This is a genomic window from Brevibacillus sp. NRRL NRS-603 (assembly GCF_003013445.1).
GTDB lineage: Bacteria > Bacillota > Bacilli > Brevibacillales > Brevibacillaceae > Brevibacillus > Brevibacillus formosus.
Genome location: NZ_PXZN01000016.1, coordinates 38,309 through 65,302, shown reverse-complemented (window position 1 = coordinate 65,302; position 26,994 = coordinate 38,309). Strand labels below are relative to the sequence as shown.

General features: G+C 48.5%; 26 protein-coding genes. 7 read left to right on the top strand and 19 right to left on the bottom strand.

Going from position 1 to position 26,994, the window contains the following annotated elements; all coding sequences use genetic code 11:
* Nucleotide 1: 1 nt before the first annotated feature.
* Nucleotides 2-1,804: an SgrR family transcriptional regulator gene (locus C7R94_RS15720; RefSeq protein ID WP_106782647.1), complete on the bottom strand. Its 1,803-nt coding sequence runs from the start codon at nt 1,802-1,804 to the stop codon at nt 2-4.
* A gap of 134 nt (nt 1,805-1,938) precedes the next feature.
* Between C7R94_RS15720 and C7R94_RS15715 the strand changes: the two genes are divergently transcribed.
* Nucleotides 1,939-3,162, top strand: a complete 1,224-nt coding sequence (locus tag C7R94_RS15715; protein ID WP_106782645.1) for an MDR family MFS transporter — start codon at nt 1,939-1,941, stop codon at nt 3,160-3,162.
* Nucleotides 3,163-3,172: 10 nt separating this feature from the next.
* Here C7R94_RS15715 and C7R94_RS15710 read toward each other — a convergent pair whose 3' ends face one another.
* From C7R94_RS15710 to C7R94_RS15690, 5 genes are all read right to left on the bottom strand, one after another.
* Nucleotides 3,173-3,970: an ABC transporter ATP-binding protein gene (locus C7R94_RS15710; RefSeq protein ID WP_047068526.1), complete on the bottom strand. Its 798-nt coding sequence runs from the start codon at nt 3,968-3,970 to the stop codon at nt 3,173-3,175.
* The gene (locus tag C7R94_RS15705) at nt 3,963-4,898 is read right to left on the bottom strand and encodes an ABC transporter permease (protein WP_047068527.1); all 936 of its coding nucleotides are present in this window, start codon (nt 4,896-4,898) and stop codon (nt 3,963-3,965) included. The genes C7R94_RS15710 and C7R94_RS15705 overlap by 8 nt, the downstream gene beginning before the upstream one ends.
* Nucleotides 4,899-4,926: 28 nt before the next feature.
* A complete protein-coding gene (locus tag C7R94_RS15700) occupies nt 4,927-5,979 on the bottom strand; it encodes an ABC transporter substrate-binding protein (protein WP_106782643.1) in 1,053 nt (350 codons plus the stop codon).
* Nucleotides 5,980-6,070: 91 nt separating this feature from the next.
* A complete protein-coding gene (locus C7R94_RS15695; protein ID WP_106782639.1) occupies nt 6,071-7,075 on the bottom strand; it encodes an ABC transporter substrate-binding protein in 1,005 nt (334 codons plus the stop codon).
* A gap of 131 nt (nt 7,076-7,206) precedes the next feature.
* Nucleotides 7,207-8,526, bottom strand: a complete 1,320-nt coding sequence (locus C7R94_RS15690) for a hemolysin family protein (RefSeq protein WP_106782635.1) — start codon at nt 8,524-8,526, stop codon at nt 7,207-7,209.
* 141 nt (nt 8,527-8,667) lie between these two features.
* Between C7R94_RS15690 and C7R94_RS15685 the strand changes: the two genes are divergently transcribed.
* Genes C7R94_RS15685 through C7R94_RS15675 form a run of 3 tightly spaced genes read left to right on the top strand, consistent with a single transcriptional unit; the run spans nt 8,668 to nt 12,329 of the window.
* Nucleotides 8,668-10,332: a DNA repair helicase XPB gene (locus C7R94_RS15685; protein ID WP_206768020.1), complete on the top strand. Its 1,665-nt coding sequence runs from the start codon at nt 8,668-8,670 to the stop codon at nt 10,330-10,332.
* Nucleotides 10,333-10,384: 52 nt separating this feature from the next.
* Nucleotides 10,385-10,954, top strand: a complete 570-nt coding sequence (locus C7R94_RS15680) for an RNA polymerase sigma factor (protein ID WP_007716978.1) — start codon at nt 10,385-10,387, stop codon at nt 10,952-10,954.
* Nucleotides 10,935-12,329: a hypothetical protein gene (locus tag C7R94_RS15675; protein ID WP_106782628.1), complete on the top strand. Its 1,395-nt coding sequence runs from the start codon at nt 10,935-10,937 to the stop codon at nt 12,327-12,329. Before C7R94_RS15680 ends, C7R94_RS15675 begins: the two co-directional genes overlap by 20 nt.
* 61 nt (nt 12,330-12,390) lie before the next feature.
* On the opposite strand, the gene C7R94_RS15670 is transcribed toward C7R94_RS15675, so the two are convergent.
* A complete protein-coding gene (locus C7R94_RS15670) occupies nt 12,391-12,651 on the bottom strand; it encodes a DUF2573 family protein (protein WP_047068533.1) in 261 nt (86 codons plus the stop codon).
* 146 nt (nt 12,652-12,797) lie between these two features.
* Here C7R94_RS15670 and C7R94_RS15665 point away from each other — a divergent pair, with 146 nt between their 5' ends.
* Complete coding sequence (locus C7R94_RS15665; protein ID WP_106782625.1) at nt 12,798-13,256, top strand: GNAT family N-acetyltransferase; 459 nt, start codon at nt 12,798-12,800, stop codon at nt 13,254-13,256.
* Nucleotides 13,257-13,304: 48 nt separating this feature from the next.
* Here the strand turns inward: C7R94_RS15665 and C7R94_RS15660 are convergent, their stop codons facing one another.
* From C7R94_RS15660 to C7R94_RS15650, 3 genes are all read right to left on the bottom strand, one after another.
* Entirely contained in the window at nt 13,305-13,745 is a 441-nt protein-coding gene (locus C7R94_RS15660; RefSeq protein ID WP_047068535.1) for a small multi-drug export protein, read from the bottom strand.
* An 88-nt stretch (nt 13,746-13,833) separates the two neighbouring features.
* Nucleotides 13,834-14,829, bottom strand: a complete 996-nt coding sequence (locus C7R94_RS15655) for an ABC transporter permease (protein ID WP_106782622.1) — start codon at nt 14,827-14,829, stop codon at nt 13,834-13,836.
* On the bottom strand, nt 14,795-15,754 hold the full coding sequence (locus C7R94_RS15650; RefSeq protein WP_106782618.1) for an ABC transporter ATP-binding protein: 960 nt from the start codon (nt 15,752-15,754) through the stop codon (nt 14,795-14,797). Before C7R94_RS15650 ends, C7R94_RS15655 begins: the two co-directional genes overlap by 35 nt.
* A 128-nt stretch (nt 15,755-15,882) precedes the next feature.
* Here C7R94_RS15650 and C7R94_RS15645 point away from each other — a divergent pair, with 128 nt between their 5' ends.
* The gene (locus C7R94_RS15645) at nt 15,883-16,671 is read left to right on the top strand and encodes a GDSL-type esterase/lipase family protein (RefSeq protein ID WP_106782616.1); all 789 of its coding nucleotides are present in this window, start codon (nt 15,883-15,885) and stop codon (nt 16,669-16,671) included.
* Here the strand turns inward: C7R94_RS15645 and C7R94_RS15640 are convergent.
* The 9 genes from C7R94_RS15640 to C7R94_RS15605 all read right to left on the bottom strand — a co-directional run bounded on the left by C7R94_RS15640 (nt 16,663) and on the right by C7R94_RS15605 (nt 25,532).
* Nucleotides 16,663-17,898: an MDR family MFS transporter gene (locus C7R94_RS15640; RefSeq protein WP_106782612.1), complete on the bottom strand. Its 1,236-nt coding sequence runs from the start codon at nt 17,896-17,898 to the stop codon at nt 16,663-16,665. The genes C7R94_RS15645 and C7R94_RS15640 overlap by 9 nt on opposite strands.
* A gap of 228 nt (nt 17,899-18,126) precedes the next feature.
* Nucleotides 18,127-18,975, bottom strand: coding sequence for a YtnP family quorum-quenching lactonase (locus C7R94_RS15635; RefSeq protein WP_106782609.1), 849 nt, complete (start codon nt 18,973-18,975; stop codon nt 18,127-18,129).
* Nucleotides 18,976-19,053: 78 nt separating this feature from the next.
* Nucleotides 19,054-19,350 carry a hypothetical protein gene (locus C7R94_RS15630; RefSeq protein WP_106782606.1) on the bottom strand — a complete coding sequence of 99 codons (297 nt, stop codon included), beginning with the start codon at nt 19,348-19,350 and terminating at the stop codon, nt 19,054-19,056.
* A gap of 165 nt (nt 19,351-19,515) precedes the next feature.
* A complete protein-coding gene (locus C7R94_RS15625) occupies nt 19,516-21,519 on the bottom strand; it encodes an NADPH-dependent 2,4-dienoyl-CoA reductase (RefSeq protein ID WP_106782603.1) in 2,004 nt (667 codons plus the stop codon).
* Between the two features lie 149 nt (nt 21,520-21,668).
* The gene (locus C7R94_RS15620; RefSeq protein WP_106782600.1) at nt 21,669-22,139 is read right to left on the bottom strand and encodes a hypothetical protein; all 471 of its coding nucleotides are present in this window, start codon (nt 22,137-22,139) and stop codon (nt 21,669-21,671) included.
* Between the two features lie 75 nt (nt 22,140-22,214).
* A complete protein-coding gene (locus tag C7R94_RS15615; protein ID WP_047068543.1) occupies nt 22,215-22,529 on the bottom strand; it encodes a hypothetical protein in 315 nt (104 codons plus the stop codon).
* A gap of 176 nt (nt 22,530-22,705) precedes the next feature.
* The gene (locus C7R94_RS15610; protein WP_106782597.1) at nt 22,706-24,157 is read right to left on the bottom strand and encodes an LCP family protein; all 1,452 of its coding nucleotides are present in this window, start codon (nt 24,155-24,157) and stop codon (nt 22,706-22,708) included.
* A gap of 229 nt (nt 24,158-24,386) precedes the next feature.
* Nucleotides 24,387-24,524, bottom strand: coding sequence for a hypothetical protein (locus C7R94_RS30310; protein ID WP_007717021.1), 138 nt, complete (start codon nt 24,522-24,524; stop codon nt 24,387-24,389).
* Nucleotides 24,525-24,578: 54 nt separating this feature from the next.
* Nucleotides 24,579-25,532 carry a carbohydrate kinase family protein gene (locus tag C7R94_RS15605; RefSeq protein WP_106782593.1) on the bottom strand — a complete coding sequence of 318 codons (954 nt, stop codon included), beginning with the start codon at nt 25,530-25,532 and terminating at the stop codon, nt 24,579-24,581.
* Nucleotides 25,533-25,760: 228 nt separating this feature from the next.
* On the opposite strand from C7R94_RS15605, the gene C7R94_RS15600 reads away from it, so the two are divergent.
* Nucleotides 25,761-26,978, top strand: coding sequence for an MFS transporter (locus tag C7R94_RS15600; protein WP_047068546.1), 1,218 nt, complete (start codon nt 25,761-25,763; stop codon nt 26,976-26,978).
* Nucleotides 26,979-26,994 lie beyond the last annotated feature (16 nt).

Sequence of the window (26,994 nt, the reverse complement as noted above, 5' to 3'; positions counted from 1 at the left end):
GCTATTCCCTAACAAAAATGCGCCTGAAATCAATCCAGCCATAGGCATCCAGGCTCACACCAGATAACCGTGGATGTGCAAGCATTTCTACCCGATTCGAATACAGTGGGATAAACGTACTGCAAGCCACAAGCGTATGCATGATGCTGTCCACGCAAGCTTGTCGGTCTTGTGCTGTTTGGACGCACGACATGCGGTTCATCCAATACGCAATCTCTTCCTTTCCATGCGGATCTAAATGATGAGAAATACTCAACGCACCAGCGTGTAGAAATTCTCGTAAAGAGAGCTCCTCCCTTTCATCTACATTCGCACTATCCACAACTAAATCGGCCTCTTGTAATAACAAAGGCGAGGCAAGCTCCTCCGGGGATGCATACCTGATCTCTATGGCAATTCCGTATTCCTTGCACGTTTTCTGAATCCACTGGGCATCTTCTATATGATCGGAGTCTGGATACGTATAGAGCGACAGCGCCTCTCCCTGATAGCCGCTCTCTTTGAAAATACGAACGAACTCCTGTGAATCCGGCACCTCTCTTTGTTCTTGGAACGAATCAGTTTTACCCCAGATGACTGCATGCTCCCTCGTTCCCTGTAGCTCTTGTCTCAAGGCTTGTCCACAAATGATAGCCACCATGAGACTCCGAAATTCGCGATGTGACAGCGGGCCATTTTTTGCTCCATTCAAGCTGACGTATTGAAAACAATCTTCCAATCGTCCAATGTCACTCCATGTCAGAAAGCTCGTATCCCGATGATCCTCCAGAGCCGTTACGGATAACAAGCTCTCATCTGCCTGTGCTTCTGCTGCCATTCCAGGTACGCACCAGATTTCGATTCGGTCCAAGAAGGGCCTTCCACCAAAATAAGGCGTGAACGCTTCCAGCACGAGCATGGAATCGTCGTTGCGGACAACTCGAAACGGCCCCGTTCCTACTGGCATTTGCGCAAATTGCTCCCCCATCTCCAGCACGTAATCACAAGGGACTATCGCCATGTATTCCTTGCTCAGTGCCTGTAAAAACAATTCATCGGGCATATGCAAAGAGATCGTCAATTCGTAGTCATCTTTGACGGTGATCGATTCGATTGAAGCGGCTAGCCAGCGATGTTTATAGGAATGCTCCATCAAACGAAGCAAGGAAAAGCGCACATCATCGGCAACAAGTGGACGGCCATGATGGAATAAAACACCTTTCCGCAAGAAAAAAGTCCACTGCTTTCCTTCCTCACTAGCCTCCCAATAAAAAGCGATAGCGGGTTCAATCCGTCTCGTGAGTGGATCAAAATGGACCAGAGAATCAAATAGCTGCTTGACCATATGGGACTCGGAGCGCAGGAGAATATGAATCGGATCAAGCCCTGCGAATGGTCGACTGTAAAACAAACGCAAGGTATCGACTCTGCCCTTACCTCCCTTTTCCCGCTTTACACGATGTCCAAACTGACTATTCATCCATCGTGAAAATTTTTCACCCAAAACCGGGAAATTCACCCTATATTCGTCGATCATATCCCGTGCAGCACGAATCTCCCCTTTTTGCACGAGTTCTTTGGCTACGCTCATGATCAGATCTTCGGGCACTAGCAAGCATGTTAATACAGATCGATTTCCTCGCCCTCTCCCCGGCTGCCAGACTACCCATCCCTGATTTTGCATTTTTTTCAAAGTCAAGGTCGCATTCCGCAAAGTACAAAACAAAATCGAAGCAACCTCAGCTAATGATATGTCAAGCGGATGCCCTATCGTTTCATTAGGCCGTCCCGCACATAAACGCATGTATTGTTCAACGAGTTGCATCCTGCCACCACCAATTCGCCCATAAAACATGAAAAAGCTATTCGCCTAATCGTACGCTTTTTCTCCGGTCTTTGCCACCTTACAATTTTAAAAACACCAACTAACCGGAAAAAGCCGAAAGAAAGGATTTTCTTATGTCACACATTCCTCATGCACTCCGTCGTTTCTTTGCTGCGTATCCGACACTGCTCTGGGTCCGTTTGTTCGGCGAAACGCTCACCTCGCTATCCAGCGCCATGATCGCCCCGTTTCTCGTATTGTACCTGAGCGAGAATATTGGCGGCTCTGTCACCATGACCATGCTCGTCATTGGTTTGCAGCCCTTCTCCGAGATTTTGCTGACACTATTTGCTGGTGGAATCACGGACCGCTATCGCCGAAAAACAATCATGCTACTCGCCCTTTTCTTGCAAGGCTTCGCCATGTTGGGAATGGCTTGGGCAGACTCCATGCTGGGCTTTGCGATCCTGTACATCATCAACGGAGCTGGCCGCTCCCTGTTTATCCCTGTCAGCCGCGCACATCTCGCTGATACGATTTCCTCTGCACAAATGGCCGGTGCCTTTGCCCTTCTCAGTACTTCTAGCAGTATTGGTGCCGCATTGGGACCTTTAGTCGGAGTCATTATTTATAAGTACGATCCTGCTATGGCATTTTTGTTTACTGCGATCTCGCTTTTGATCTACGCTCTTGCCGTCTGGTGGAAAATCCCGCAAACTCCGCTGCCAGAAGCTCCTGTCGAAGAAGCAGAAGGCGTACGTTCACGCGGTTTCTGGCATGCTTATCGACCAGCCTTTGCCATTATGCTGCTATCTTTGCCGATCAGTTTGTTTTACTCGCAAACCGAGACGAATCTTCAGCTTCATCTGAAGTATACGCTGCCGGACTATTTGCAAACACTCGCCTTGCTCATTGCAGTAAAAGGGGGCCTGCTGCTTCTGTTCGAGTATTTGCTTGTCAAATGGACCCAGCACTTGTCGGCTCGCCTGTTGATTAGCGGCTCGTACATCTGTTTTCTCATCGTATCCTTGGGCTACGCCTTCATCGACAACGTACCTGTCCTTCTCGCCTTGCAAGTGTTGCTCGTCATCGGAGAAAGTATTGGACTGACTCAATTGATGGCCTTCGTCACCCGGATATCGCCTGTCACAATGCGCGGGCGGTACTTCGCGATTACAGGAACCCACTGGGATATTTCCCGCATGTGCGGACCTTACTTGGGCAGCCTTGTCTTGCTAAATTATGGCGGCATGATGCTTTTCACCATTGTCGCAGGCATCCTACTAATCGGTGCCGGGTTCATGTACGTGTATCTTTCTACCAACGAAAAAGCCTCCCCGCTTGAACAGGAAGGCTGATTCGATCCGATTAGGTTAACAAGAAGCGATCTTCACTGAAGCTTTCTCCACCGCGAGCTGTTTCGAATGCTCGAAGCAGATCCTGCGGTTTCATCGTCCGTTTTTTCTCATCCGGAATGTCGAGGATGATTCCCCCGTCGTGGAGCATCAACAGACGATTCCCCATGTTCAACGCTTGTTCCATATTATGCGTGACCATGATTGTCGTCAGTTTATAGCGCTCCACGATTTTTTCCGTTAATTCTACAATGAGCTGCGCCCGTTTTGGGTCAAGCGCTGCTGTATGCTCATCGAGAAGCAAAATCTTGGGCTCCGTGAAGGTAGCCATCAACAGGCTCAGCGCTTGACGCTGTCCCCCTGAGAGAAAACCAACTTTGGTCTTCAAACGGTTCTCCAGCCCTTGATCCAGCTGCTTGAGCTGCTCACGGAACAGCTCTCGCTTCTGGTTATTCACCCCAAATCCAAGTGTACGACGTCTTCCCCGCCCCAATGCGATTGCCAGATTTTCCTCAATCGTCATGTTCGGCGCTGTACCTGCCATTGGGTCCTGAAACACTCGGCCGATCAGACCTGCACGTTGGTGCTCCGCCAAGCGCGTGACATCTTTGCCATCAATCGTAATGCTCCCGTTATCTGGCGTAAGTCCGCCGGAGATCATGTTCATCATCGTCGATTTACCGGCACCATTGCTACCAATAACGGTGATGAACTCCCCTTTCTTAACATGCAGATTTACGTTTCGAAGCGCGATCTTTTCATTCACTGTTCCTGCGTTGAATACTTTATTGACGTTTGTAATTTTAAGCATCGCTGCTTCCTCCCCTTGCCGAACGTACCGCTTGCTTTTTCCAGATGCCTTTTGCCACAGTTGGGACGGTCAGGGCAATGATAACAATCAGCGCAGTAATCAGCTTCATGTCAGAAGGATTGAGTCCTGCATCCAGAGCGAGTGCAATGACCAAGCGGTATACGATCGAGCCGAGAATGACAGCAAGCGTCACTCGGAAAATCGAAGAGCTGCCAAACAAAACTTCCCCGACAATAACGGAAGCGAGACCGATGACGATCATCCCGATCCCCATTCCTACATCCGCAAAGCCTTGGTATTGGGCTACCCACGCACCCGCTAAAGCTACCAAGCCATTGGAGAGAGCCAACCCGATAATCGTTGTCGAATCCGTATTTACCCCAAAGCTGCGGATCATCTTCGAGTTGTCACCTGTCGCACGCAAATCCAGACCCATATCCGTATGCAGGAACCAGTCGATGATGAGCTTCAACACCAGAACACCTACGATAAAGATGATTGCTACACCAGACAGCAAGGTAACTCCACCTACGGCCAGGTTCGGAATGCCCATATCCTTCACATAAGTGAACAAAGTATCTTCCCGCAAAAGAGGCAAATTCGCTTTTCCCATGACACGCAAATTGATCGAGTACAAGGCGATCATGGTCAAGATCCCCGCCAAGAGTGCGTTAATCTTTCCTTTGGTATGCAAGACGCCCGTAAAAGCTCCTGCCAAACCACCTACGATGAAAGCCAGCAGAGTTGCCAGAAACGGATTGGTGCCATCGATAATGAATTTGGCTGCGATTGCGCCTCCCAAGGCAAAACTACCATCTACGGTCAAGTCAGGAACGTTTAGGACTCGGAAGGTCAGATATACACCGAGAGCCAAGATACCAAATAGTAAACCTTGCTCAATGGCTCCCATTATTGCCAGTTGATTCATAGAAGAAATCCTCCAATTACTGCATTTATTACTCGATCACTTGCCCAGCACGGTCGAGCATGGCCTGCGGAATCGTCACACCCATTTTTTCCGCTGCTTTTTTATTCAATACGAGCTTCATGTCTGCTTGCACTTCAACAGCCATATCAGCTGGCTTCGCTTCACCCTTCAGGATTTTCGTTGCCATATCAGCTGTTTGCTCGCCAAGCTTCGTGTAGTCGATCCCGTAAGTGGCAATCGCTCCGCTCTTCACAGAGTTTTCTTCACCAGCGATGACCGGAATTTTTTGTGCTTCAGCCACACCGATCACAGCTGCAATCGAAGATACGACCATGTTGTCAGTCGGTACGTAGAAAGCATCGACTTTGCCCACCATGGACTCAGCTGCTTGCTTCACTTCTGTCGCACTCGTAATCGCCGCTTCTTTAATTTCTAAACCAAGCTTGCCGGCTACAGCTTTTGCCGCATCCACCTGTACTTTCGAGTTGACTTCACCAGAACTATAAATGATTCCAACAGATTTCGCATCAGCTTTCATTTCTTTGATCAGCTTCAATTGCTCTTCGACAGGGTTCATATCCGATGTACCGGTTACGTTCGCTCCCGGCTTGTCCATCGCAGCTACCAGACCAGCTTCTACCGGGTCTGTTACCGCAGTAAACAGGATCGGAATTTCTTTACTGGTTTGTGCGGCAGCCTGTGCCGTTGGAGTCGCAATGGCCAATACCAAATCTACTTTGTCAGCCTCGAATTTTTGGGCAATCTGAATGGCTGTATCCATGCTAGCCTGCGCGGATTGCACGTCGATTTTTACTTGCTTGTCCTTTTCGTAACCGTTTTTAGCCAGTTGGCTGATAAAGCCCTCTCTAGCCGCATCCAAAGCAGGGTGTTCAACGAATTGGGAGATTCCAATTGTCAGCTGCTTAGTCTCAGACGGAGCAGGTGCCGTCATGGTCGAAGGAGCTGGTGTAGAATTGTTTGCAGGGGTAGCACTTTGCTGTCCACAAGCGGTAACAGACAAAAGCAATAAAGGAAATAAAAAACTCTGAAAAATTTTAATACTCTTCTTTTGTTTGAACATTTAGTGAATTCCCCCTCGTGAATTTTTTTCTACAGTTTAACATGGATAAAACGGTTTTAAAAGAATAAAAAGAGAGCATGACGCTCTCTTTTTACTTGATGATTTCTTTCGCCTGTTGTTTGAGTGCCTCAGTAATAGTGAGCCCAAACTTTGCAGCAGCTGTTTCATTGATATACAAATCAGCTTGTTTCGAAATCTCTACAGGAGTATCAGCAACACTTTGCCCTTTTAAGATACGGGCAGCCATATCGCCAGTTTGTTTACCGATTTGGTAGTAATCAATCCCATACGTAGCAACCGCTCCACGTTTCACTGTATCGGTATCAGAAGCAAATACAGGGATTTTGTTTTCCTCTGCTGCTCCGAGTACCGCTTCAAACGAAGATACAACGGTGTTGTCAATTGGGATAATAATGGCATCTGCTTTACTAGCAAGCCCTTGAGCTGCCAGCTGCACTTCAGATAGCTGCGAAATGCCTGCCTTGATGATTTCTACGCCTTCTTTTTGCGCTGCGTCTTCCAATTCCTTGACCTGTACCTCTGAGTTGATTTCGGAGGTCGTATAGATCACACCCAGCTTTTTCAGCTCAGGCAGGAAGGTTTTTACCAGCTTCAATTGTTGTTCCATCGATACTTTATCGGACGTCCCGGTCACATTTTTGTCTGGCTTCTCCAGACTGCCAACCAGTTGAGCCGAGATCGGGTCTGTTACAGAACTGAAAATAACAGGTTTGTCAGCAATCGCCTTGGCTGCAGCCTGAGCGGATGGCGTCGCAATCGCTACGACAATATCCTTTTTATCTCCGGCATACTTCTGTGCGATCGAGACTGTATTGTTCATATCACCATGGGCGTTCTGGGAGTCTACCTCCAAGTTCTTGCCCTCTTCATAGCCAGCATCCTTCAGACCATCCAAAATTCCCTTATGAATAGCATCCAGCGCAGGGTGCTCCACGAATTGCGTCAGCCCCAGCTTCACTGTTTGCCCTTGGCCTGTCGTTGCTGCTGTCTCTGTTTTTCCACCTGTTTCGTTGCCACATGCTGCCAAAGAAAACGCCAGCAATGCGGTCAGTACCATACTGACTGCTCGTCTCATCTGTACTTCCTCCTCTAGTCTCTACTCTCAGCTGCTCTAATCACCCTAAGCAATTAGGCTCATTGCCATCTATGCAACTTGTGTCCCATTATAGCAATTATATTACGCATTGAGAAGCCCCCTTTCCTCCCTTACGTGGAATTGATTTCTTCCTCTGCTTTGCCGACTTTCTTCACATATACCCTGGTGATTCTGTAATGGTCGACCTCTCCCACGACAAATTCGTACTTTCCTTCTTTTACCCGATCCCCCACGCGCGGCGGATGGTCGATCTGCATGTAGATCCAGCCCGCTAGCGTATCTACATCGCTCGACTCCAATTCGATGTCCAGATAATCGCCCACTTCTTCCAATAACATACGCCCGTCCAATGACAGCATGCCGTCACTGCGTTCTACCTCTGGGCGTTCATCGTCAAACTCGTCCTGAATGTCACCAACAATTTCTTCCATTATATCTTCGAGGGTCACGAGCCCGGCAGTCCCTCCATACTCATCAATGATAATCGCCATCTGACCTCGTTGTTTTTGCAGCATGGTCAACAACCGGCTGATCGAGATCGTCTCCGGTACCGTCAAAATCGGGCGCATGAAGGTCTGAAGGTCATGGCTCTCTCCTTCTAACAGCCCTGTCAGCATATCCTTGATGTGCAAACTACCGACAACATGGTCCTTGTCACCATCCACTACTGGATAACGGGTAAACCGTCCGTTTTGGACATGCTTGACGTTTTCGTCGAAGGGATCACGCAGGTTCAAGACAACCATATCCGTACGGGGAACCATGATTTCTCTTGCCATCGTCTCCGAGAAATCAAAAATATTATCGACCAGCATCAGTTCGGTTTGATCAATCAAGCCGCTTTTATGACTTTCATTGACAAGAATGCGAATCTCTTCTTCTGTATGTGCTTCCTGATGTGGCTCCAACGATATATGAAAGAGCGCGAGAAAACGACTCGCGGCCCAGTTCAACATTTGAATGAAGGGATACATGGTTTTGTAAAACAGTTGGATCGGCTTCGCTACCGCCAGTACCACCTTTTCGGAGTATTGAATAGCCAATGTCTTTGGAGCCAGCTCCCCCAGCACGATATGCAAAAACGTAATCACCGAAAAAGCGATAATAAAGGAAATACTGGTAACAACCGTTTCATTTAAATGGAAGTAACGAAAAACTGGATGCAGAAGATGCGCGACGGCAGGCTCTCCCAGCCAACCGAGCCCTAATGAAGCCAGCGTAATCCCAAGTTGGCATGCAGAGAGGTAGGCATCCAAATTGCGCAGGACCCTCTCGACGTCAACAGCGCGCTTGTTTCCTTCCGCTGCGAGCTGCGCAATGCGCGATTCTCTTACTTTTACGATCGCGAATTCGGTCGCAACAAAGAACCCGTTCAGGAGAACGAGGATCATGACCAAGATCAAATTAAACACGCTTCCCCAAATTGCCATGCTCCCCGCCATCCTTTCCGTCCATGCTTTGGGATATTGTTTCCCATCGTAGCCAAAATGTTACCTGTTCGTTTTTCTTTCTTTTTGAGATTGTGATACCATAGTGCTGATTCCTATGCCTTTTGTTACGAGGTGAGTCTATTGTCCTACCGTCCAGACCTGCCCTTGATCGTTCAAAGCGATCGGACGATATTGTTGGAAACACAGCATCCTTTATTTCCCGAGGCCAGACAAGCTATCAGTGGTTTTACTGAGCTAATCAAGAACCCAGAATACATCCATACGTATCGGATTACCCCTCTATCGCTTTGGAATGCGGCTGCATCCGGTCTCACATCACAAGAGGTAACAGACGTGCTTGGCAGCTACAGCAAATACGGTGTCCCTCCCACCATCGTCAAAGAAATTGAAGATACGATGCGAAAATACGGCTTGTTTCGTTTGGAACGCATTGGCGATCAACTCGTATTAATGAGTGAAGACCCGCTTCTTTTAGCAGAGGTGACCAGTTATAAATCAATCGCTGCTCTTTTTGAGAATGAGTTCGTCATCAAGAGCTATGCGCGCGGACTGATCAAGCAAGAGCTGATCAAGCTCGGATTTCCTGTTCAAGATTTGGCGGGCTATACAGAAGGCGAATCCTGTGCAGTCAGCTTGCGGGAAACGACATCCCGTGGCAGAGCTTTTTCTTTGCGTCCTTATCAAAAAGAAGCTGTCGATGCCTTCTATTCCGGAGGCGCTGTGACCGGGGGAAGCGGCGTTCTCGTCCTACCCTGTGGTGCTGGAAAGACAGTCATTGGGCTTGGTGCCATTTGCCAATTGCAAACAGCTACGCTTATTTTGACCACGAATACGACATCGGTTCGCCAGTGGATCGCAGAGCTCTTGGATAAAACAGGACTTGATCCAAATATGGTCGGGGAATACACTGGTGACAACAAAGAAGTCAAGCCAATAACTGTGGCGACTTATCAAATTCTTACATACCGCCCCACCGCCGAAGATGATTTTCCTCATCTGAAACTCTTTTCAGAGCGCGACTGGGGGCTTATTATTTACGATGAGGTGCATTTGTTGCCCGCACCCATCTTTCGTGTAACTTCTGGGATTCAAGCCACTCGCAGACTTGGGCTGACTGCTACTCTTGTTCGGGAAGACGGGCGAGAGGAAGATGTTTTCACACTGATTGGCCCCAAAAAGTATGAGGTTCCGTGGAAAGTCATGGAAGAGCAAGGCTGGATCGCAGAGGCGCATTGCCGAGAAATTCGACTCCCCTTTGAGCCGAAGTGGCGGGAGGCTTATGCACATGCAACCGCCCGTCAAAAGTTTCGCATTGCAGCGGAAAATCCAAAAAAACTGGAGGTCGTCCGCGAGCTATTGGAGAGGCACGCCCACGATCGCGTTTTGATCATCGGGCAATATATCGATCAGCTTGAGCAGATGGCAACGGCCCTCCAACTGCCACTCATTACAGGAAAAGTACCGGACAAAGAACGTGAGCTTTTGTACACGCAGTTTAAAAAAGGGGAAATTACACGCCTGATCGTATCCAAGGTAGCCAACTTTGCGGTTGATTTGCCGGATGCCAACGTCGCGATCCAAATCTCCGGGACGTATGGTTCCAGACAAGAAGAGGCACAGCGCCTGGGACGTATCTTAAGGCCCAAAACAGACGACAACACCGCCCATTTCTATACATTGGTAACACGAGATACGAGAGAGCAGGAGTTTTCGCTCCATCGCCAGCTTTTTCTGGTCGAACAAGGCTATCCATACGATATTATAGAAAGCGAAACGCTGGTCTGAAACGTTTACGAATAACCAGCGTCTCATAGAGGGAAGGGAGGCCAAAGATTCAATGCAATCCGACGCCGAAATCATTCAGCGGATTCTTCAAGGCGACATCGAAGCGTATCGCGACCTCATCCAGCGATATCAGCATATGATCTACGTTTTCATTTACAAAATGGTAAACAATCGCTCTGATGCAGAGGATCTCACTCAGGAAGTATTTGTTAAAGCGTATGAAAAATTGTCCACATTCCGCGGGGACAGCCAATTTTCTTCTTGGTTACATACGCTTGCCAGAAATAAGAGCATCGACTTCTTGCGTCGCCGAAAGTATCATGACTCGGATGAACAATTGGCCTATGTGCCATCCAATACACGGGACGAATCCCCTCAGGAATCGCTCATGACAAAAGAGCAACGTCGAGAAATTCAGGAGGCCTTTGCCTTACTGTCCGATTCTTATCGAGAAGTGATCGTCCTTCGCTGTACGCACGAATATCCGTTTGAAAAAATAGCTACACTCCTCGGCATCGCCGAATCTACAGCTCGTGTCCGTTACTTGCGTGCTCGTCAGGAACTCGCAAAATTGTTATCCCGCAAGGAAGGGGGGCTCGTACATGAACTGCCAGGCATTTAGAAAAGCATGGCTAGATGAAACAGATAGCGATTCACACTCACATATTGAAACCTGTGACGAATGCATCGCTTGGATAGAAACGCAAATGACAACAGAAGAGGAGGTGCAGTTCTTGAAGGAGGTTCCACTGCCTCAAGCGAACCTGGAAGACAGAATCATGCAAGCAATCTACCAGACCGCCGGAAAAGGTGTACCCCCTCACGCCGCTACTGCATCTTCAGAGCAACAAACAAGCACAGTGATTTCAGAGCCAAACAAGCGTTGGACCAAAGGCTTCCCTTCATACGCCTGGGTTAGCGCAGCGGCAGTCTTGCTTGCAGTTGGTTTCGTCGGCTACCAACAGCTGACACCGAGTAATATTCAAATGGCTGCCATACAAGAAAGCGGGATGAAAGACACCAGGAATACTCTTGCATTCGACGAAGCGGAATCAAAATCGGCACCGCAAGCTCCAGCACCTGCTATCGCTTCCCTACCAGCAGCCGCCGATAGTCCGACGATGAAAAAAGCAGAGAGCAGTCCAGAGTCCGCTGCTTCACAATCGCAGGTCGCTCCGACTGCACCTGCAAAAGATGCACCTCCTGCATCACCTACCCAATCGAACAATGCGATTGCGATGGTGAAACCAGAGGAAAAAACAGCCTCACCAGAGCTACGTACGGGAAATAAAGACGGGCAGAACAGCGTGGCATCTCGGGGATTACAGGGGAACTCGGCTGATCAAGCGGCAAAAGCGAAATCAGAAGTTCCAGCGGAGACAGCAAATACTGGTAACCATATAGCCGCTAAGGAAGCCAATGGTACTGCTGCTGAGAATCCTACGACCTTTGGGATCGCTTCCCACGCGGAACCAGAGACTGCTGATGGCGGTATGACCGAGAACGCATTAGTGGGTCCAGCGTTGCCAGCGGCAGCGAAGCAACCCATTACACTATCCTCCTTCTCGGATCTCAACACCGCTGTACAAGCATCAGATATGCCCGTACCTGCCCTCTCGCAAGCACCGAATGGGTTCGCGATGAGTACGGTATCGGTTCAATACGAATCAGAAACCAGTCAAAAGGTAACTCGCTTAACTGCAGATTACAAGCGGAACAACGACTGGATTCGTCTTGATGTTGTGCGAAATACAGAAGGCAAGCGCAGTCTCTCGATCCCAGGTACGTTCTCCGCTACTCAGTTGTTCGCGGTCAACGGAGAGCAAGCTATCGCCGTTTCTTTTGATCAAACGGATTCAAAAGGATCAACAGCCCAGCACGCGGTTCATTTTAACGCTCAATCCGACAACCAATCGTTGTATGTGGTAGTGACAGCAACCGGAATCACCCTCAATGAATTAATGGAAGCTACCAAACATATCACGTGGAATCCGTAAAAAACTCCCTACAATTGGAAAAGACACGACCTGCTTTTCAGGATCGTGTCTTTTTTTTACTTTAATGCTTTTGATTTTTCTCCTGATTCCACTGCTTGATTTGCTCAATGATTTCCCGAATTTGATTCCGTGCTTCCATATGCTCAGGCTCACTTCCCCAATGCTGAATCAGCGGCGGCATCGCTTTTGCCATTGTCGTGTACAAGCACCATATTTTCACCATTTCTACGCGCTCAGGAGTCGCTTCTCCTGTCAACAGCTCTGTAAATTTATGAACTAGATCCTCCAGTTCAGGGACCAACGCTTCTTTTTTCTCGTCCATGTCAGTTACCTCACTTTCGGGAACTTTTCTATTTGAATCCTTGTTTATTTTACGAAAAAACACCCACGCGGAAAAGGAAGATTTTTCAGACGGGATCGGTTACGCTTAAGCTATCAACTTGGTTGAGGTGAAGACTTATCAAAGACATTCGTATTCGATTGGTTCCAACAACCAGAGATAACTGGCAAGATGCATTAAGCTTGCAGGTGCAAGATGAGCAGCAGCGCTTTGTCCCATCTGTCGCCGTTTCATTGGCAAAGGTTCATATCCGCCCTGATGGTGACAACTGCGCATACGAACCATTCTGTTTGTATGACGCTGATGAAATGGTTGGGTTTGTCATGATTACCTATGACTCCTCAACAGATTGGTGTTACTGGTTCAACGGTTTTTTGATCGATCACCAGTACCAAGGTAAAGGATATGGCAGAGCGGCTCTCGCAGCGATCGTGGATATGGTACGGAACCGTTTTCCGCAAAGCCGTTTTGTCAACCTGACCGTATGCCCGGATAATGCAGGTGCAAGACATTTATACAGTCAAACCGGTTTTGAAGAAACGGGAGACGTATATGATGGAGAGATTGTCTACAAACTCACATTATGAAGAGCATGAACAAAAACCGCCAGAAATGGGCGGTTTTCATGCATATAGCTATTTTGTTTCTGGTACCATGAATTGCAAAAGGCCAAAAGCCACTCCTGCCGTCAATAGCGCACTCCAGATAATAATGCCCACAGACATCCACAACATAAGCTTTTTCGTAGGGGCTCCCAGTGAGATACCAATAGCAGCTCCCAGCGGCGCTCCCGTTAACAGCGGCGAAGCGAGACCAAGGCCGACCACTCCGTATTTATCCCATATCTGCCACATACGCCCCTGCCGCTTGCTCCGTTTCTCTACACGCTTTAAAAGCCAATTGCGCAAGGAACCTCCCACAAAAATAACAGCACCTGCGCTGATGATCGCACCCACCGCACTAAAGATACCGATCAGAACCGGTGGTAGCTGCAACATAAAACCTACAGGGATCGCTGCCCACAGCTCAAACATGCCAGATAGTGTAACCGAGCCTGCTTTCCATAATACATCCATTCCGTTTCGCCTTTCTCCTCTCGCTGTCTTTTTCATTCGTCATGGTAAAGACGAGCAGACTTGCAATAAAGTAACGGAATTTGGCAAATTAGGATGTGACATCCCTACGGATAAAGGTCGCGTACGCAATGATCAGCGCTGCTATCGCCCATACACTCAACACGGTCAACGAGAACGGCAACGTCATCCCTTTAATCGGAGGCAGTGTTCCATTGAGATAATCCGTAAGCTGCAAATTGACCACGAACAAGTATTTAGACGATTCCCAGGAGGATGCCATCTGCGTCAGGATCGTTCCGCTAATTAACGCTGCCATCATTATTCCCATCCCCGCAGCCGCACTCCGAACCAAAACAGAGACCATCAGTGTTACCGTTGCAACCACGACGCAGACGAACCAGCCGAGTCCGTACTGCATCAGCAAAAATTGCCATTGCGGCAGCATGAAAGCCCCAGAAGTCTCCAGTTCTCCTCCCGATACTTCAAATCCAGTCAAAATAGGAAGGTCCCAACCCGAATAACCAAACACAACCCCAGAGAGCAAATAGGCAAGAATCAGTGTCGTAAGAACCGTAAGAGAGGTAAACAGCAACAGCGTGATGTATTTGCTGGTCAGCACCTTCCAGCGCCGCACGGGACGCGTCAATAGCAGCTTGACGGTCCCCTCGCTAAACTCGGAAGATACGAGGTCAACCGCGAGTACGACGATTATCATCGGCAAAAACATCGAAATGGCCTGATCCATAAAGCCACGGGCAAATGTCGGTCCACCGGGCGCCATCGGGTTTATGTCGTGATCCAAATAATATTGCTGCTGTGCGATCCTGACTTTGATAAAATCCCGCCACTCTTCAGGAAGACGGCTTGATGCCAGCCTGTTTTGCATATCGACGATTTGTTGGGTTAATAGCGGGCGCCAGTCGGTCGTCCCCATTCGTTCTTGTGCAGTGACAACCGAGCGGTACTGCGCGTATGTAAAAATCGGAATCAGAATCGCCAAGATCAGCACAACGACGAGAAACCGGCGCCGACGTAGCAATTTTATGGTTTCATTTTGTACGAGCCCCACTATGCTCTGCTCCATGACTTCCCCCTCCTCCCGTCAATGTAAGGAACAGGTCTTCCAGTGTAACCGTCTTCGTTGCAATTCCCATCACCGGTATGCCGCCATTGACCAACGCTTGATTAGCCTCGCTCACTTTTTCTATATCCATGCGTGATTTCAGGCGCTCTTCACTGACCACCCACACATCTGTAACTGCTGGTAAAGTTCGCAGAATTTCCTCGGCCTTTTGTATATGGGAAGACGGGATTGTCCAATCGACCTGATCAGCAAACTGCTCCATCAGTTCTTTGACTAAACCAACGGAAATGACCTTCCCTTGGCTGATAATCGCCACCCGGTCACACATCATCTCAATTTCACTGAGAAGATGACTCGAAATGAAGACAGCGAGCCCTTCCTCCTCGGCAAGCTTGCGAATAAACTGACGCAACTCGCGAATCCCCGCCGGGTCCAACCCGTTCGTCGGTTCATCCAGGATCAATATTTTTGGACGGTGCAAAAGTGCCTGCGCAATCCCCAGACGCTGTCTCATTCCGAGCGAATACGTTTTTACCTTATCATCAATCGCCCGCTCCAAATCAACAAAGCGGACGATTTCCTCAATACGCTCAGGCGTAATACCGCCGCTCATTCTCGCAAACTGCTCCAGATTTTCCCTGCCCGTCAAAAACTTGTACAGCTCCGGGTTTTCGACGATACAACCAACCTGCGCAATCGCTTGCGGAAACTTTTCCTGAAGGGAAATGCCTCCGATACGAATGTCTCCCCCATCCGCCTTTGCCAATCCAACGAGCATGCGGATCGTGGTGGTTTTGCCTGCGCCATTCGGCCCGAGAAATCCAAATACCTCTCCGGCGAAAACGTCAAACGTAATATCATGAATGATCGGCTTTTTGCCAATCGCTTTTTGCAATCCCTTTACTGAGAGGACCGTTTCGGCCAATGTGCGCCCTCCTATCTGAGTCTCCCCTCGTCAACTGACGATGGGTTCTGTTTATGGTACACTGTCATAAGATGTCCATCCACATTATACCATGACCATAGACTTTATAACGAATAGGAGGATACCCGATGCGCACATCCGGCCAATTTCTTTGGCGCACGGCAGGTCTCTTGTCTTTACTCTCTTTTCTTTTATTTGCGACAGGGTTTGTACTCGCGATGAATCCGCAGCAGCTGGCACCATCCACAGCAAGCCCACCTGCGCAAAAAGAGCAGCCACCCTCACCTTTACCAGAAAAGGGTGTCCACAAAGTCGTCGCGCTAGGGGATTCCCTCACGCGCGGTGCCGGAGACGCAAACGGCCAAGGCTATGTCGGACTCGTTCGCCAAGCATTGGAGAAAAAATCGGGGCAATCGATTACGTTCACAAACCTCGCGATAAATGGACAGGAATCATCTGATCTGCGCAAGCAAATGTCCCAGGAGCAAGTGAAGAAGCTGCTCGCCGAAGCCGATCTGATTCTTTTTACTATAGGCGGCAATGACTTGTTCAGGCAGACAGGCGGGCTGTATACCATTGAAAAAGAAAAAGTGACCACAGCTGTTAAGCAGCTTGCGGTCAACTATGAAGAGATTCTCAAACAGATTCGCAGCGTCAACAAGACGGCTACGATCGTTTACACTTCCCTGTACAATCCTTTTGGCAATACCGAAGCATCCATCGACACCATCGGGCCCGTGCTCGATTGGAACAATCAGGCGTCCCAAATCGCCTCACGGTACCCGCAAGTATTCGTGGTGCCGACCTACGACTTATTCTTGGGCAAGGAACAAAACTACCTATATACAGATCACTTCCACCCGAATGCCGAAGGCTATAAACGGATGGCGGATCGTATCTTGCAAGCGTTAGAGTGATTCAACCCTCGCTTTATTCAAGGATTTGCCTCGGGTTGCCTCAAAGGCGCGAGCACCCGCCCATTGGAAGGCACTGCTCATCATCGAAGTCGCTGCTACCACCAGGAACAAGGTCGTACCTCCGTAATGTGCCAACAGCAATCCGCCCATCCACGGACCGATGAACTGGCCGAGGTTGCTGGAGCTTTTCGCACCGTAATAGCTGCCCCGCATGCTCTCTGGGGCCATTCGGTCGATCAGGACGTCCCCTGCGGTAAACGTAAGGATTTCACCAATCGTGAAAAATACCATCGCCACAATGAATATCAGCCACGAATTGGCAAAGGCATAACCCACGTCACCAACCGCATACATGGCGTTTCCCACCAAAATGGCGGTGAGAGGCGTCTTTTTTTCTGCCCAAGTCGTCAACGGAAGCTGCATCACAACGACAACAATCGCGTTGACTGTCATCAGGATGGCAAACAGCTCTGTTCCATTCACGACCGTCATTTCTGCGAATTTGGCTAGCGTAGAAGACATCTGCGAGTAGCCAATTGCTCCTAAAACTCCGGCGAGCATGTACAAGCGAAACGCTTTGTCGTTCACGACTACGCTAAATGCGCGGCTAAAAGTAACAACTTCTTTCTTTTGACCTTCGATTTGCTTAATGCCGAACTTGTTCAATAATCCTTGCAAGCTAATCACATAAATGAGATAAATCAATGCAGTGACCAGGAAAGGCAGGGCTACAGAGCTTTTCGCCAGTACTACCCCTGCGATAGGCCCTACCGCTACCCCAACATTAATCGCCATGTAGCGAATACCGAATACACGAAGCCGCTTCTCTTGTGGCGTTACATCTGCCATCAACGCCTGTGAGACCGGTTCGTAGAAGGATCGACAGAGTCCCCCTGCTATATTGAGGAAAAGCAGAATCCACGGGTCTTTACTAAGCGCAAACCCGACGAACACGAGCGTCCACACGTACAACGCGCCTAGCATGACTCGCCTGCGCCCGATTCTGTCCGACCATGCTCCCGCAATAAAGCCTCCAATTGTACCCGCGAGCGGTCCTGCTCCAATCGTCAACCCGATCATTGCCAAGCTCATATCTGTTTGATTGGACAAGTATAAGAACAAAAACGGCATGCTCATCGAGCTGGCGGCCCGGACGAACACGGTCCCGACGACCAACGACCAGACAATCGGGTGAAATTCCTGTAAACGCATCTTGATCCAGCTCATTTTCTCTCTCTCCCCACTACTGTTATGCTTTCCCAACTCTGCCAGAACAGATGCTCTGTGATGTTCCCATTGTAGAGAGGCAATGGTCGTTCGTCAATGAGCATTCAAAATTTTTTGATTATGAAACATTTCTATGAGAGTAATCAAAAATTCGATAAGGTTGGACACGGTAACCCTAGATAACACAAAAGACCGCCAGAAAACGCTGACGGTCTTTGCCTATCCTTTTTACAAAACAACTTCTATACGATCAATCATTTCTCCCTGTTCGTTCCATTTCACCGCACGGTAAACGCTATCGTGGTAAAAGGTGAACCAAGCGCCTTGCTTGATCCCGTTGTTGATCCATTCTTCTTTTGCATAGATGGATGTCATCGGGTAGTCGTCGTAAGCCATCACCCACAATGGATTTTGATGAGCGTGTGTAGGCATGATGTCTGCCAGATGCAGAAGCAGCTGCCCCTCTGTCTCCATCCGGACGATGGCATGTCCCTGGCTGTGACCGCCTGTATGATGAAGCGTGATTCCCGGCACAACTTCGTGCGAAGCTCCGTACGTCTTTACCTGATTCTCAATTGGACGCCAGTTTTCTTCCCAATATGTATTTTTCGAGCGAACATTCGGCTCTCTCATCTCCGCCCATTCCTGCTCCTGCACGTAGATGACAGCTTGTGGAAAGGTAGAGACAAGTTGTCCATCGCGTATAGAAACAAGTCCGTTGGCATGATCGTAGTGCATATGTGTCATGATGACGATATCAATATCGGCAGGAGTCAATCCTTTCGCAGCGAGGGATTCCACCACTTGAGACTCTTCCTCCAAGCCAAAATTGCGCTTCTGTTTTTCCGTTAGCCGATCATTTCCCATACCCGACTCAATCAAAATATGCTTGCCATGGGCCTGTACCAGGATTGGGTCAGCACGCAAAGGGATTTGATTTAGATCATTCGATGGGTATCTTTTGCTCCAAAGTGGCTTGGGCACCACTCCAAACATTGCGCCCCCGTCCAGCTTCGTGAGTCCACCTCTCAGCCAAGACAATTGAAACTGACCTACCTGCCATTCGTTCCCTACCATGATCCTGCCGCCTCCTCGATTGCTTGGAATGATGATTGATTGAAGTTCGAAAGCGAAAAGCACCCCGTTCAGGGTGCCCTACAGCTTTTCTGCTACACTTACAGTTCTAGTCGCCGGGGCGATTTCTAACAGGAGATCACTCGATACAGCCTGCACAGTGACATCTGAATCACTTCGTCTATGATGAAGCACGAGTTGCGCTACCTTTTCATTCTCTCGGTAAACGCTGATTAATGTCTGTAATGGATTGGCACTCCCGCCTGCGATCATCTTAAACCCCGGGGCTATCGTAAACGTCCATCCCTCCACCTCTACGAGCGGTGCTAACGAGTACAGGAAGTAACGTTTCCCTAAGAGAATGCCATTATGGTTCATCAAGGCGAGAGCCCCCAATCAAATGAATTTGAACAGTATAACTTCATTTTGCAAAAATTAGCGGAGGTTGAAAAGCGATTCGACAAAACTTCTAAAAAGACGACATTCTTTTCTTAATCATATCCGATTCCCCTTGTTTTCGAAATAGAAAATCTTTTCAGCACCTTAAATCGTTCTTCCGACGGTCGCTCCCTCCAAAATGGCTCGCTTGGCATCGAGCTCTCCCGCTTCTTTCGCCCCGCCTATAAGGTGCACAGGCAGCCGATCACGCAATGCGTGGTATAGCGAATTGTTGGAGGTCGCTCCAGCCGCTACAATGACCGTATCAGCAGGTATCATGCGCTCCTCCCCGTTCTGAATGAAATACACCCCTTCTTCTGCAATCCGGCTGTATTCAATTTGCGTCAGCATCTCTACGCCACGTCGCTTCAGGTTGGCGAGAACTGCCCAGCGCGTTGTTTTGCCCAAGCCCGCTCCGACATGCTTCCCACGCCGCAGCATGAAGATTTTTCGTTTTCTTTGTTGCAGTTGCTGTACTGCTCTTCCATCCAAAATCCGATACTCCAACAAGTATTCCGCTGCCTTCGGTGAGATCGTTTCGTCGTGCATCAGCAAATGGGACAAATCACATGCGATTCCCCCCGCTCCGACGATGACCACTTGTCTACCGACCTTGGCGCGTTTTTCAAATACCGCATCATATCCCTTCACATGTCCAAGCTCCACACCTGGAATCTCTGGACGTCGAGGAATGACTCCCGTTGCTACCACAACTTCTGCAAAGCCTTCTTCGATCAAGGCATCTGCCTCTGCCAGTGTTCCCAGCCTGATTTCGACACCAAGACGCGCAAGTTCTGTCTGATAATAGCGAAGCGTTTCATTAAATTCTTCTTTACCTGGCACCTGTCTCGCGTAGTTTAATTGTCCACCGATCTGTTTTTTGGCCTCCATGATAACCACCTGATGCCCTCGTTCAGCTAGCACACGGGCTGCCTCCAATCCGGCTGGCCCCGCACCAATTACAGCTACCTTCTTGCGGTTTTCCGCCGGAACCAACTGCCACTCTGCTTCTCTGCCTACGAGGGGATTGACCAGACAGGAGGCTACCTTCCCATCAAAAATATGGTCGAGACAGGCTTGGTTGCAAGCAATACATGTGTTTACTTCATCAAAGCGCCCTTCTTTACTTTTTTGAACGATATACGGGTCTGCTAAAAATGGTCGGGCCATCGAAACCATATCACTGCATTCCTCATACAAAATCTTTTCAGCCTGGCGCACGTCGTTGATTCGATTGCTGGCGATAACTGGGATGTTCACGACCTGCTTGACCTGCTGCGCCACCCATACATATGCTCCACGCGGCACCATCATGCCAATCGTCGGTACTTGTGATTCATGCCAGCCAATTCCGACATTGAGAGCATCAGCACCTGCCTCCTCCAGCATTTTGGCAAATTGCAATGTCTCTTCCATCGTCGTACTATCTGGCATCAAGTCCAATCCCGACATACGGTAGATGATCGGATAATCCGGTCCCACTGCTTGGCGGACACGCTTAGCCACCTCAATGCCAAAGCGGGCTCTGCGTAAAAAGTCTCCACCCCACTCGTCTGCTCGCTTGTTGGTTACAGGGGATAAAAATTGATTGATCAAGTATCCTTCCGAACCCATAATTTCTACGGCATCAAAGCCAGCTTTTTTGGCGCGGACGGCTCCCTCAGCAAAGCATTGGATCGTCGCTTCGATCTCCTCTGCGCTTAACTCCCTCGGCTTCCAACGGTTAATCGGCGCCTGCAATGGCGATGGTGCTACCGGGTCTAATCCTGTTGCTTCCTTGTACGCATAACGTCCGGCATGAAACAGCTGCAAAGCAATTCTCCCGTTGGCTTGATGAACCTCCTTCGTGATCAGGCGTAATTTCTCGATATCCTCGTCTTGGTATACATTGCAATACTCTTCGCCCATGCCTCCTTCTGGATGTACGGCCGCCCCTCCTGTCACGATCAGACCCGCCTCTCCAATAGCACGCTCTGCGTAAAAGGTAGCAAGCCGCGCTACACCATTCTGAAGCTTCTCAAATCCAACGTGCATGGACCCCATCATTATCCGATTTGGCAACGTCATCGAACCAATTTGAATCGGTTCCCACACTTTTGAAAGTTCCACGTTAAATGCCCCCTAACGAGTGAATGCTCATTCATTTTTATTATCTATACGATTCTCTCTCTCCTCTTCATATTCCTCCTTCCTCACCTTTCATGCAAAAAAAGCTCTGGACATGACTCCAGAGCTTTCCTTATGTATAGCCTATGGTTTTATATGCCGATTTTGACGAGCATCCCTAAATCCGCGGAAAATCTTGCAATGGTTTCTGTAAATGCCATTTCCTCCGCTTCTGTTCGCGGCATCTGCACGACAAAGTGATAATCCAGCACAACCTTCGCTTCTGCCTGCTTGCCAGGCTCCACAAAGCGGCGCTTTTCTGTCAACGAGCACTCAGCTACCAAGCTTTTTGCTTGCGTCCACAATCCTTGAATCTCCTCATCCTGCAAGCTATAAGGATAGTCAATTTCCACCTCAATTTCACAGCTGTCCTCTTCCGCAATCGAAAAAAGATGGATGGTTGCCGTTGGTTGCTTCTCGTCCTCCGCCTCGGAAAACGTGATCAGAACCTCTTGCCCTTCCGATTCTTCCAGCAACGAATGATCGGAGCGCAAGACGATATCCGAAATCATTCCATGCGCATGTAACTGTTGATTTAGTTTTTCCACCATAAATTGTAGCACGTACTTCTTTCCTCCTGTTTCACGATATCCTCTCGTAGCAGTATAGCACGAGTTCTATAGAAGCGAAAAACCCCTTCACGAGGAAGGGGTCGGTGTATTGTTCATATTTTTTTGATTCATGAATTCTGACAGCCACGCACGACGTACTTCTTTGTTTGGGCAATAGCCTAATACGTAGCTTTCTCCGCGCATATATTTTTCCTTAATCCACTCTTTATGCTTGCGGAAAAAGGCGTGCTGGAAATCAATCGGCATCTGCTGATATTCTTCCAAAGCTGAAGGGTTCTGGAGGAAAAAATCTTCATCGTACACAAACTCTTCATTTTGTTGGCGGCTGATCAGGTACACAAAAGCAATCACCAAGAACAGGTTCACCAAGAAAATCGTCATAGAAATCCCTCCAGTCAGTAATAATTATCTGATTAATCTGTCTTATCAGCATATTATTATTGTACCACGAAATTGGTGTTTTCTAAACCTTTTCCATAAACGAATTTTTAAAAATTTATGATGAATCGACAAATAAAAAACACCCGCTCGTGATGAACGGGTGTTTTTCGTACTCGTTAAGAGTTCGTGCTCTGACCATCTGTAGTTGAAGGACCAGCATCCTGACTGGTCGGCGGGATGATATCCGGCGGTGGAGTAGAGTTGTTGCCGCTATTACCTGGTACAGTTTGTGTTGCATCAGTCGCAGGCTTCTCTGCTCCATGGCCTTGATCTGTCGACTGACCTTGCCCTTCTGTGTTTACGACATCAGGTGGCGGCATTGCGCCTTCATTTGCTGTACCGTCTTGGTTGTCTGTTGGATTCGTCGGCTCTTGTTCTTTCGGAGCCTCTGTTTTTGGCTTCGTTGACGTTGCAGCCGCTGATTCTGTCGTTTTCTTCTTGACGCTCTTCTTGCTGCTAGTCGCAACCGCTTCACCAGTGCCGAGTATCGGGGAATTGTTGAGCGACGCTACGACGCTCCCAGTCAATCCCATCTCTGATTGCAAGGAATTGCGAACTGACTCGAGCTTTTCTTTTTCGAGATACGTATATCCTCCCTGCCAATATGCCCCATTATCCAATGCGGTGACCGTAGAGGAATTAAATCCTTTGAAATCGTAGGCCAAGCCTTTGATCTGATCCTTGGAAAGATCGGTATGTATGTTCTTGGCGCCTACATCCATGACGTTAAATATCTTCGTTAAGCCTTCAAGAGAAGCCGCTTTGTCCACAACTGCCTTAATGACTTCTTGTTGGCGACGGTTACGGTCGAAGTCACTGGAATAGTACTTCGTTCCACGGTTGTCATGACGATGTCGCACATAACCAAGTGCTTGCTCGCCATTCAATTTTTGAAGTCCTGGCTGGAGATTGATGTGTGTATCGTCAGTTGGATCATCGTATACCAGTCTGCGATCCACATTGACTTCTACACCACCCAATTCGTCAATGACGGCTTTGAAACCATCGAAATCAATGGCTACAAAATGCTCAATCGGAATACCCAGTATTTCATTCAACGTTTTCTTGGTTAAAGAAATACCATCTTCGGTAACCGTCTGCTTATTGCGCTCTGCTTGTCTGCGTTCTGCTTCGCCATTGGCATAGACAGAATTGATTTTATGGTAGTCGCGATAGCCTGGGATCTTGACGCGTGTGTCCCGCGGAATCGATACCAGGGTAACTTTCTTCGTCTTCGGGTTAGCAACTGCCACGATCATAACGTCTGTATTCATGGAACCTGTTTCAGGACGAGTATCAGAACCAAGCAACACGAACGACATTGGCTTATCCGAGTAGTAAACCGGATCGACATTTTGGGATACTGGCGAAGTAAATCCACTGTTTGTAGGGTTCGTTACTTCCGTCAGAGTGTCTTCAATTTTCCAATAAATTGCTCCAGCCACACCGCCTACCAGCAGCAAGGTAATCAATGTGAAGGATACCACGAATTTACGTATTTTTCGATTACGGCTCGGCTGTTTCTTTCGAGAAGCTGAAGCGCGTGTTTTCACAACAGTATCTGGCATATGAATCAGTCTCCTTGTTCGCGCACGCTTTTTGACAAAGTAAAGGGAGGCACGATTTTGAATTGTGCCACTCGACAATATACACCACTATTTTCTTCAGTTGGCAATACTCTGATTCAGGTATTGTACCATATCGTTGTCTGCATTTGTAGAAAAATGTTCCTTTAAACGAAAAGTCCCCCATCATTTTGTCGATAAGGGGACTTTAGTTGCACATATAATTTTGCGCTTATTGCAAGCCGCGTGGCGCCTGACTAAATCCTTGTACAGGACCTTCAGGACGCTTGTTTTTGGAGCGGTGTGAATCTCCGCCCTGCCGAACATGGCTCTCTTGTTTACCGTTCACATCATTTGATTTCTTTTCCATGACATACACTCCTCCTCTGTAACTAACGGGTAGTGTACGTCAAGCTATGTATTTTCATTCTCTGTCGAGGAACTGTCTTTCTTTTGCGGCGTAGTAATCTTTTCGTGCCAAAAGGACATCGATATCGTATTTTCCGTTTCCCTTTGTTCTCATCTCGGCCAGAGCAACTCCGAAAGCTGCTTGTTCAACAAGGGACAACGCTTTGTTTTGCGCATAAATGATTCCCGCAGCAAACGCATCTCCCGCGGACTCTCGAATCGGCATAATCGGGGCAGCAAGCCATTTTTCCTCCTGTGCTGTGCACAGCCACAGCCCTGCTTCCCCACAAATGACCATGACCTGATGAATACCTTCTGCCACCAATTTTTTCGCGCATATTTCCACATCATTATAGGAATGAAGGGTTTGGCCAACTAACACTTCCAGCTCATCAATGCTCGCGACAAGTATATGAACACCTTCAAGCAACCCTTTCCATTTTTCTGCTTTTTTCACAGAAACAGGGTCGATGATGATTTTTTTGTCGAGTCTTCTGGCTTCTGCCAAAAATGCCCGCATAACCTCGACAGGAAGATTGGCATCCAGAAACAAGCCTGCGGCCTGCGGCAAACGCTTGAGGCCTTGCTGGACAATCTCCGCTGGCCACTCTTCATTTAGTTCCATATCTGCAACAGCCGTGTACAATTCACCGTCACGATCACGAATAGCCAAGTAGCGACCAGTCGATTTCCCTGGGATTCGCAACATGCCATGGGTAGCTACTCCACTATTTGCTGTAACCTGTCTTAGCCACTCGCCATCTGCATCTTCTCCTACCTGAGCAAACAGCTGCACTTCTTCTCCTAGCCATCCCAGATTTTCCGCCACGTTTCGAGCTACACCGCCTGCCGCTTGATGCACTTCACCTGGATTACTTGTTCCAGGCAACAGTCTAGCAGAAGTGACTCCCTGTACGTCAACATTGGCTCCTCCCACGCATAGCCAGTATTCTGTTATACCTTCCAGCATTCCAGCATTCCTCCTAGCCTTCTGCTCATGGTCTAGTCCATTGTGCTTCTCTCTTTTTTCGACAGCGTCTCCCTATTTACCTACCTTTTTAAAAACTTCCTGACGGATCAAATCCTTTATCTTCGACCATTATATTCCCATTATTCATGGATGACGTCCTGTAGAATCCGTGCTACATTGAAAAAATGAAAAAGTAAGTTACGAAAGAAAGGTTGGGGATGAACTGACATGAGTGCCTCATCGACACCCATTCACTCTACAACCGCAGGGACTTCGGCACCAACTGTCTATCGCATGCTATTTGCCATTAGCATTGCGCATCTGTTAAACGACAGCTTGCAAGCGGTCATCCCTGCATTGCTTCCAATTGTAGAGAAGAATCTGGCATTAACGTTTACACAAGTCGGAATGATTTTGCTCGTCATGAATCTTACTTCATCTGTTTTGCAACCATTTGTCGGTTACTTCTCCGATCGCAAATCAATCCCCTTATTGCCACCACTGGCTTTGATCGTTTCGGGATTGGGAATGCTGGCACTCGCTTTCTCTGGCAATTACTATTTCGTTCTTATAGCAGTTGCCTGTGTTGGAATTGGCTCAGCCATCTTCCACCCAGAAGCCTCACGCTTCGCCCACTTGGCATCTGGTCCTCGCAGAGGGCTGGGGCAATCCATTTTTCAAGTAGGTGGAAATGCTGGGCAAGCACTCGCTCCCTTAATGACCATCCTGGTCTTTGCGAATCTGGGACAGACAGGGGCTGCCTGGTTTCTGCTGCCCGCACTATTAGCTAGCGGCATCTTGCTCTATGTTGCTCTCTGGTATCGTGGACAACAGCGCTTGAAAAAGACTACTGCCGCAGCTGTCACGTATACGAATCGGAACAAACGGCTGATTGCCCTCGGCCTCCTGATTGTCATCGTCAGTGTGCGTTCGTGGATGAATGCTGGCTACCAAAGCTTTTACCAGTTTTATTTGATGTATGTGAAAGATATGGATTACGCTAATGCACAGCTGGTCATTTTTGGCTTTCTTTTCGCAGGAGCGATTGGGACGTTTTTTGGCGGACCGCTGTCGGACCGATTCGGAAAAAGGAACTTGCTCATCATCTCCACACTCGGTTCACTTCCCCTTACATTGCTGACGCCTTACGTCTCAGGCTATTGGGCCTTTCCATTGCTGGTGATCAGCGGCTTTATCATGCTCTCCAGCTTCTCCGTCACGGTCGTATACGCGCAGGAGCTATTGCCTGGCAAAATCGGGACCGTATCCGGACTGATTATCGGGCTTGCCTTCGGAATGGGAGGCATGGGCGCTCTCGTATTCGGCTATCTCGCCGATCTCTACAGTCTGAGCTTTGTCATTCTGTTATGTTCGTTCCTCCCGTTGATTGGATTTATGGGCTTTTTGCTCCCGAAAGACAAAACACTCCGCGAATGGGCTCACTAATCTATACCAATGATAA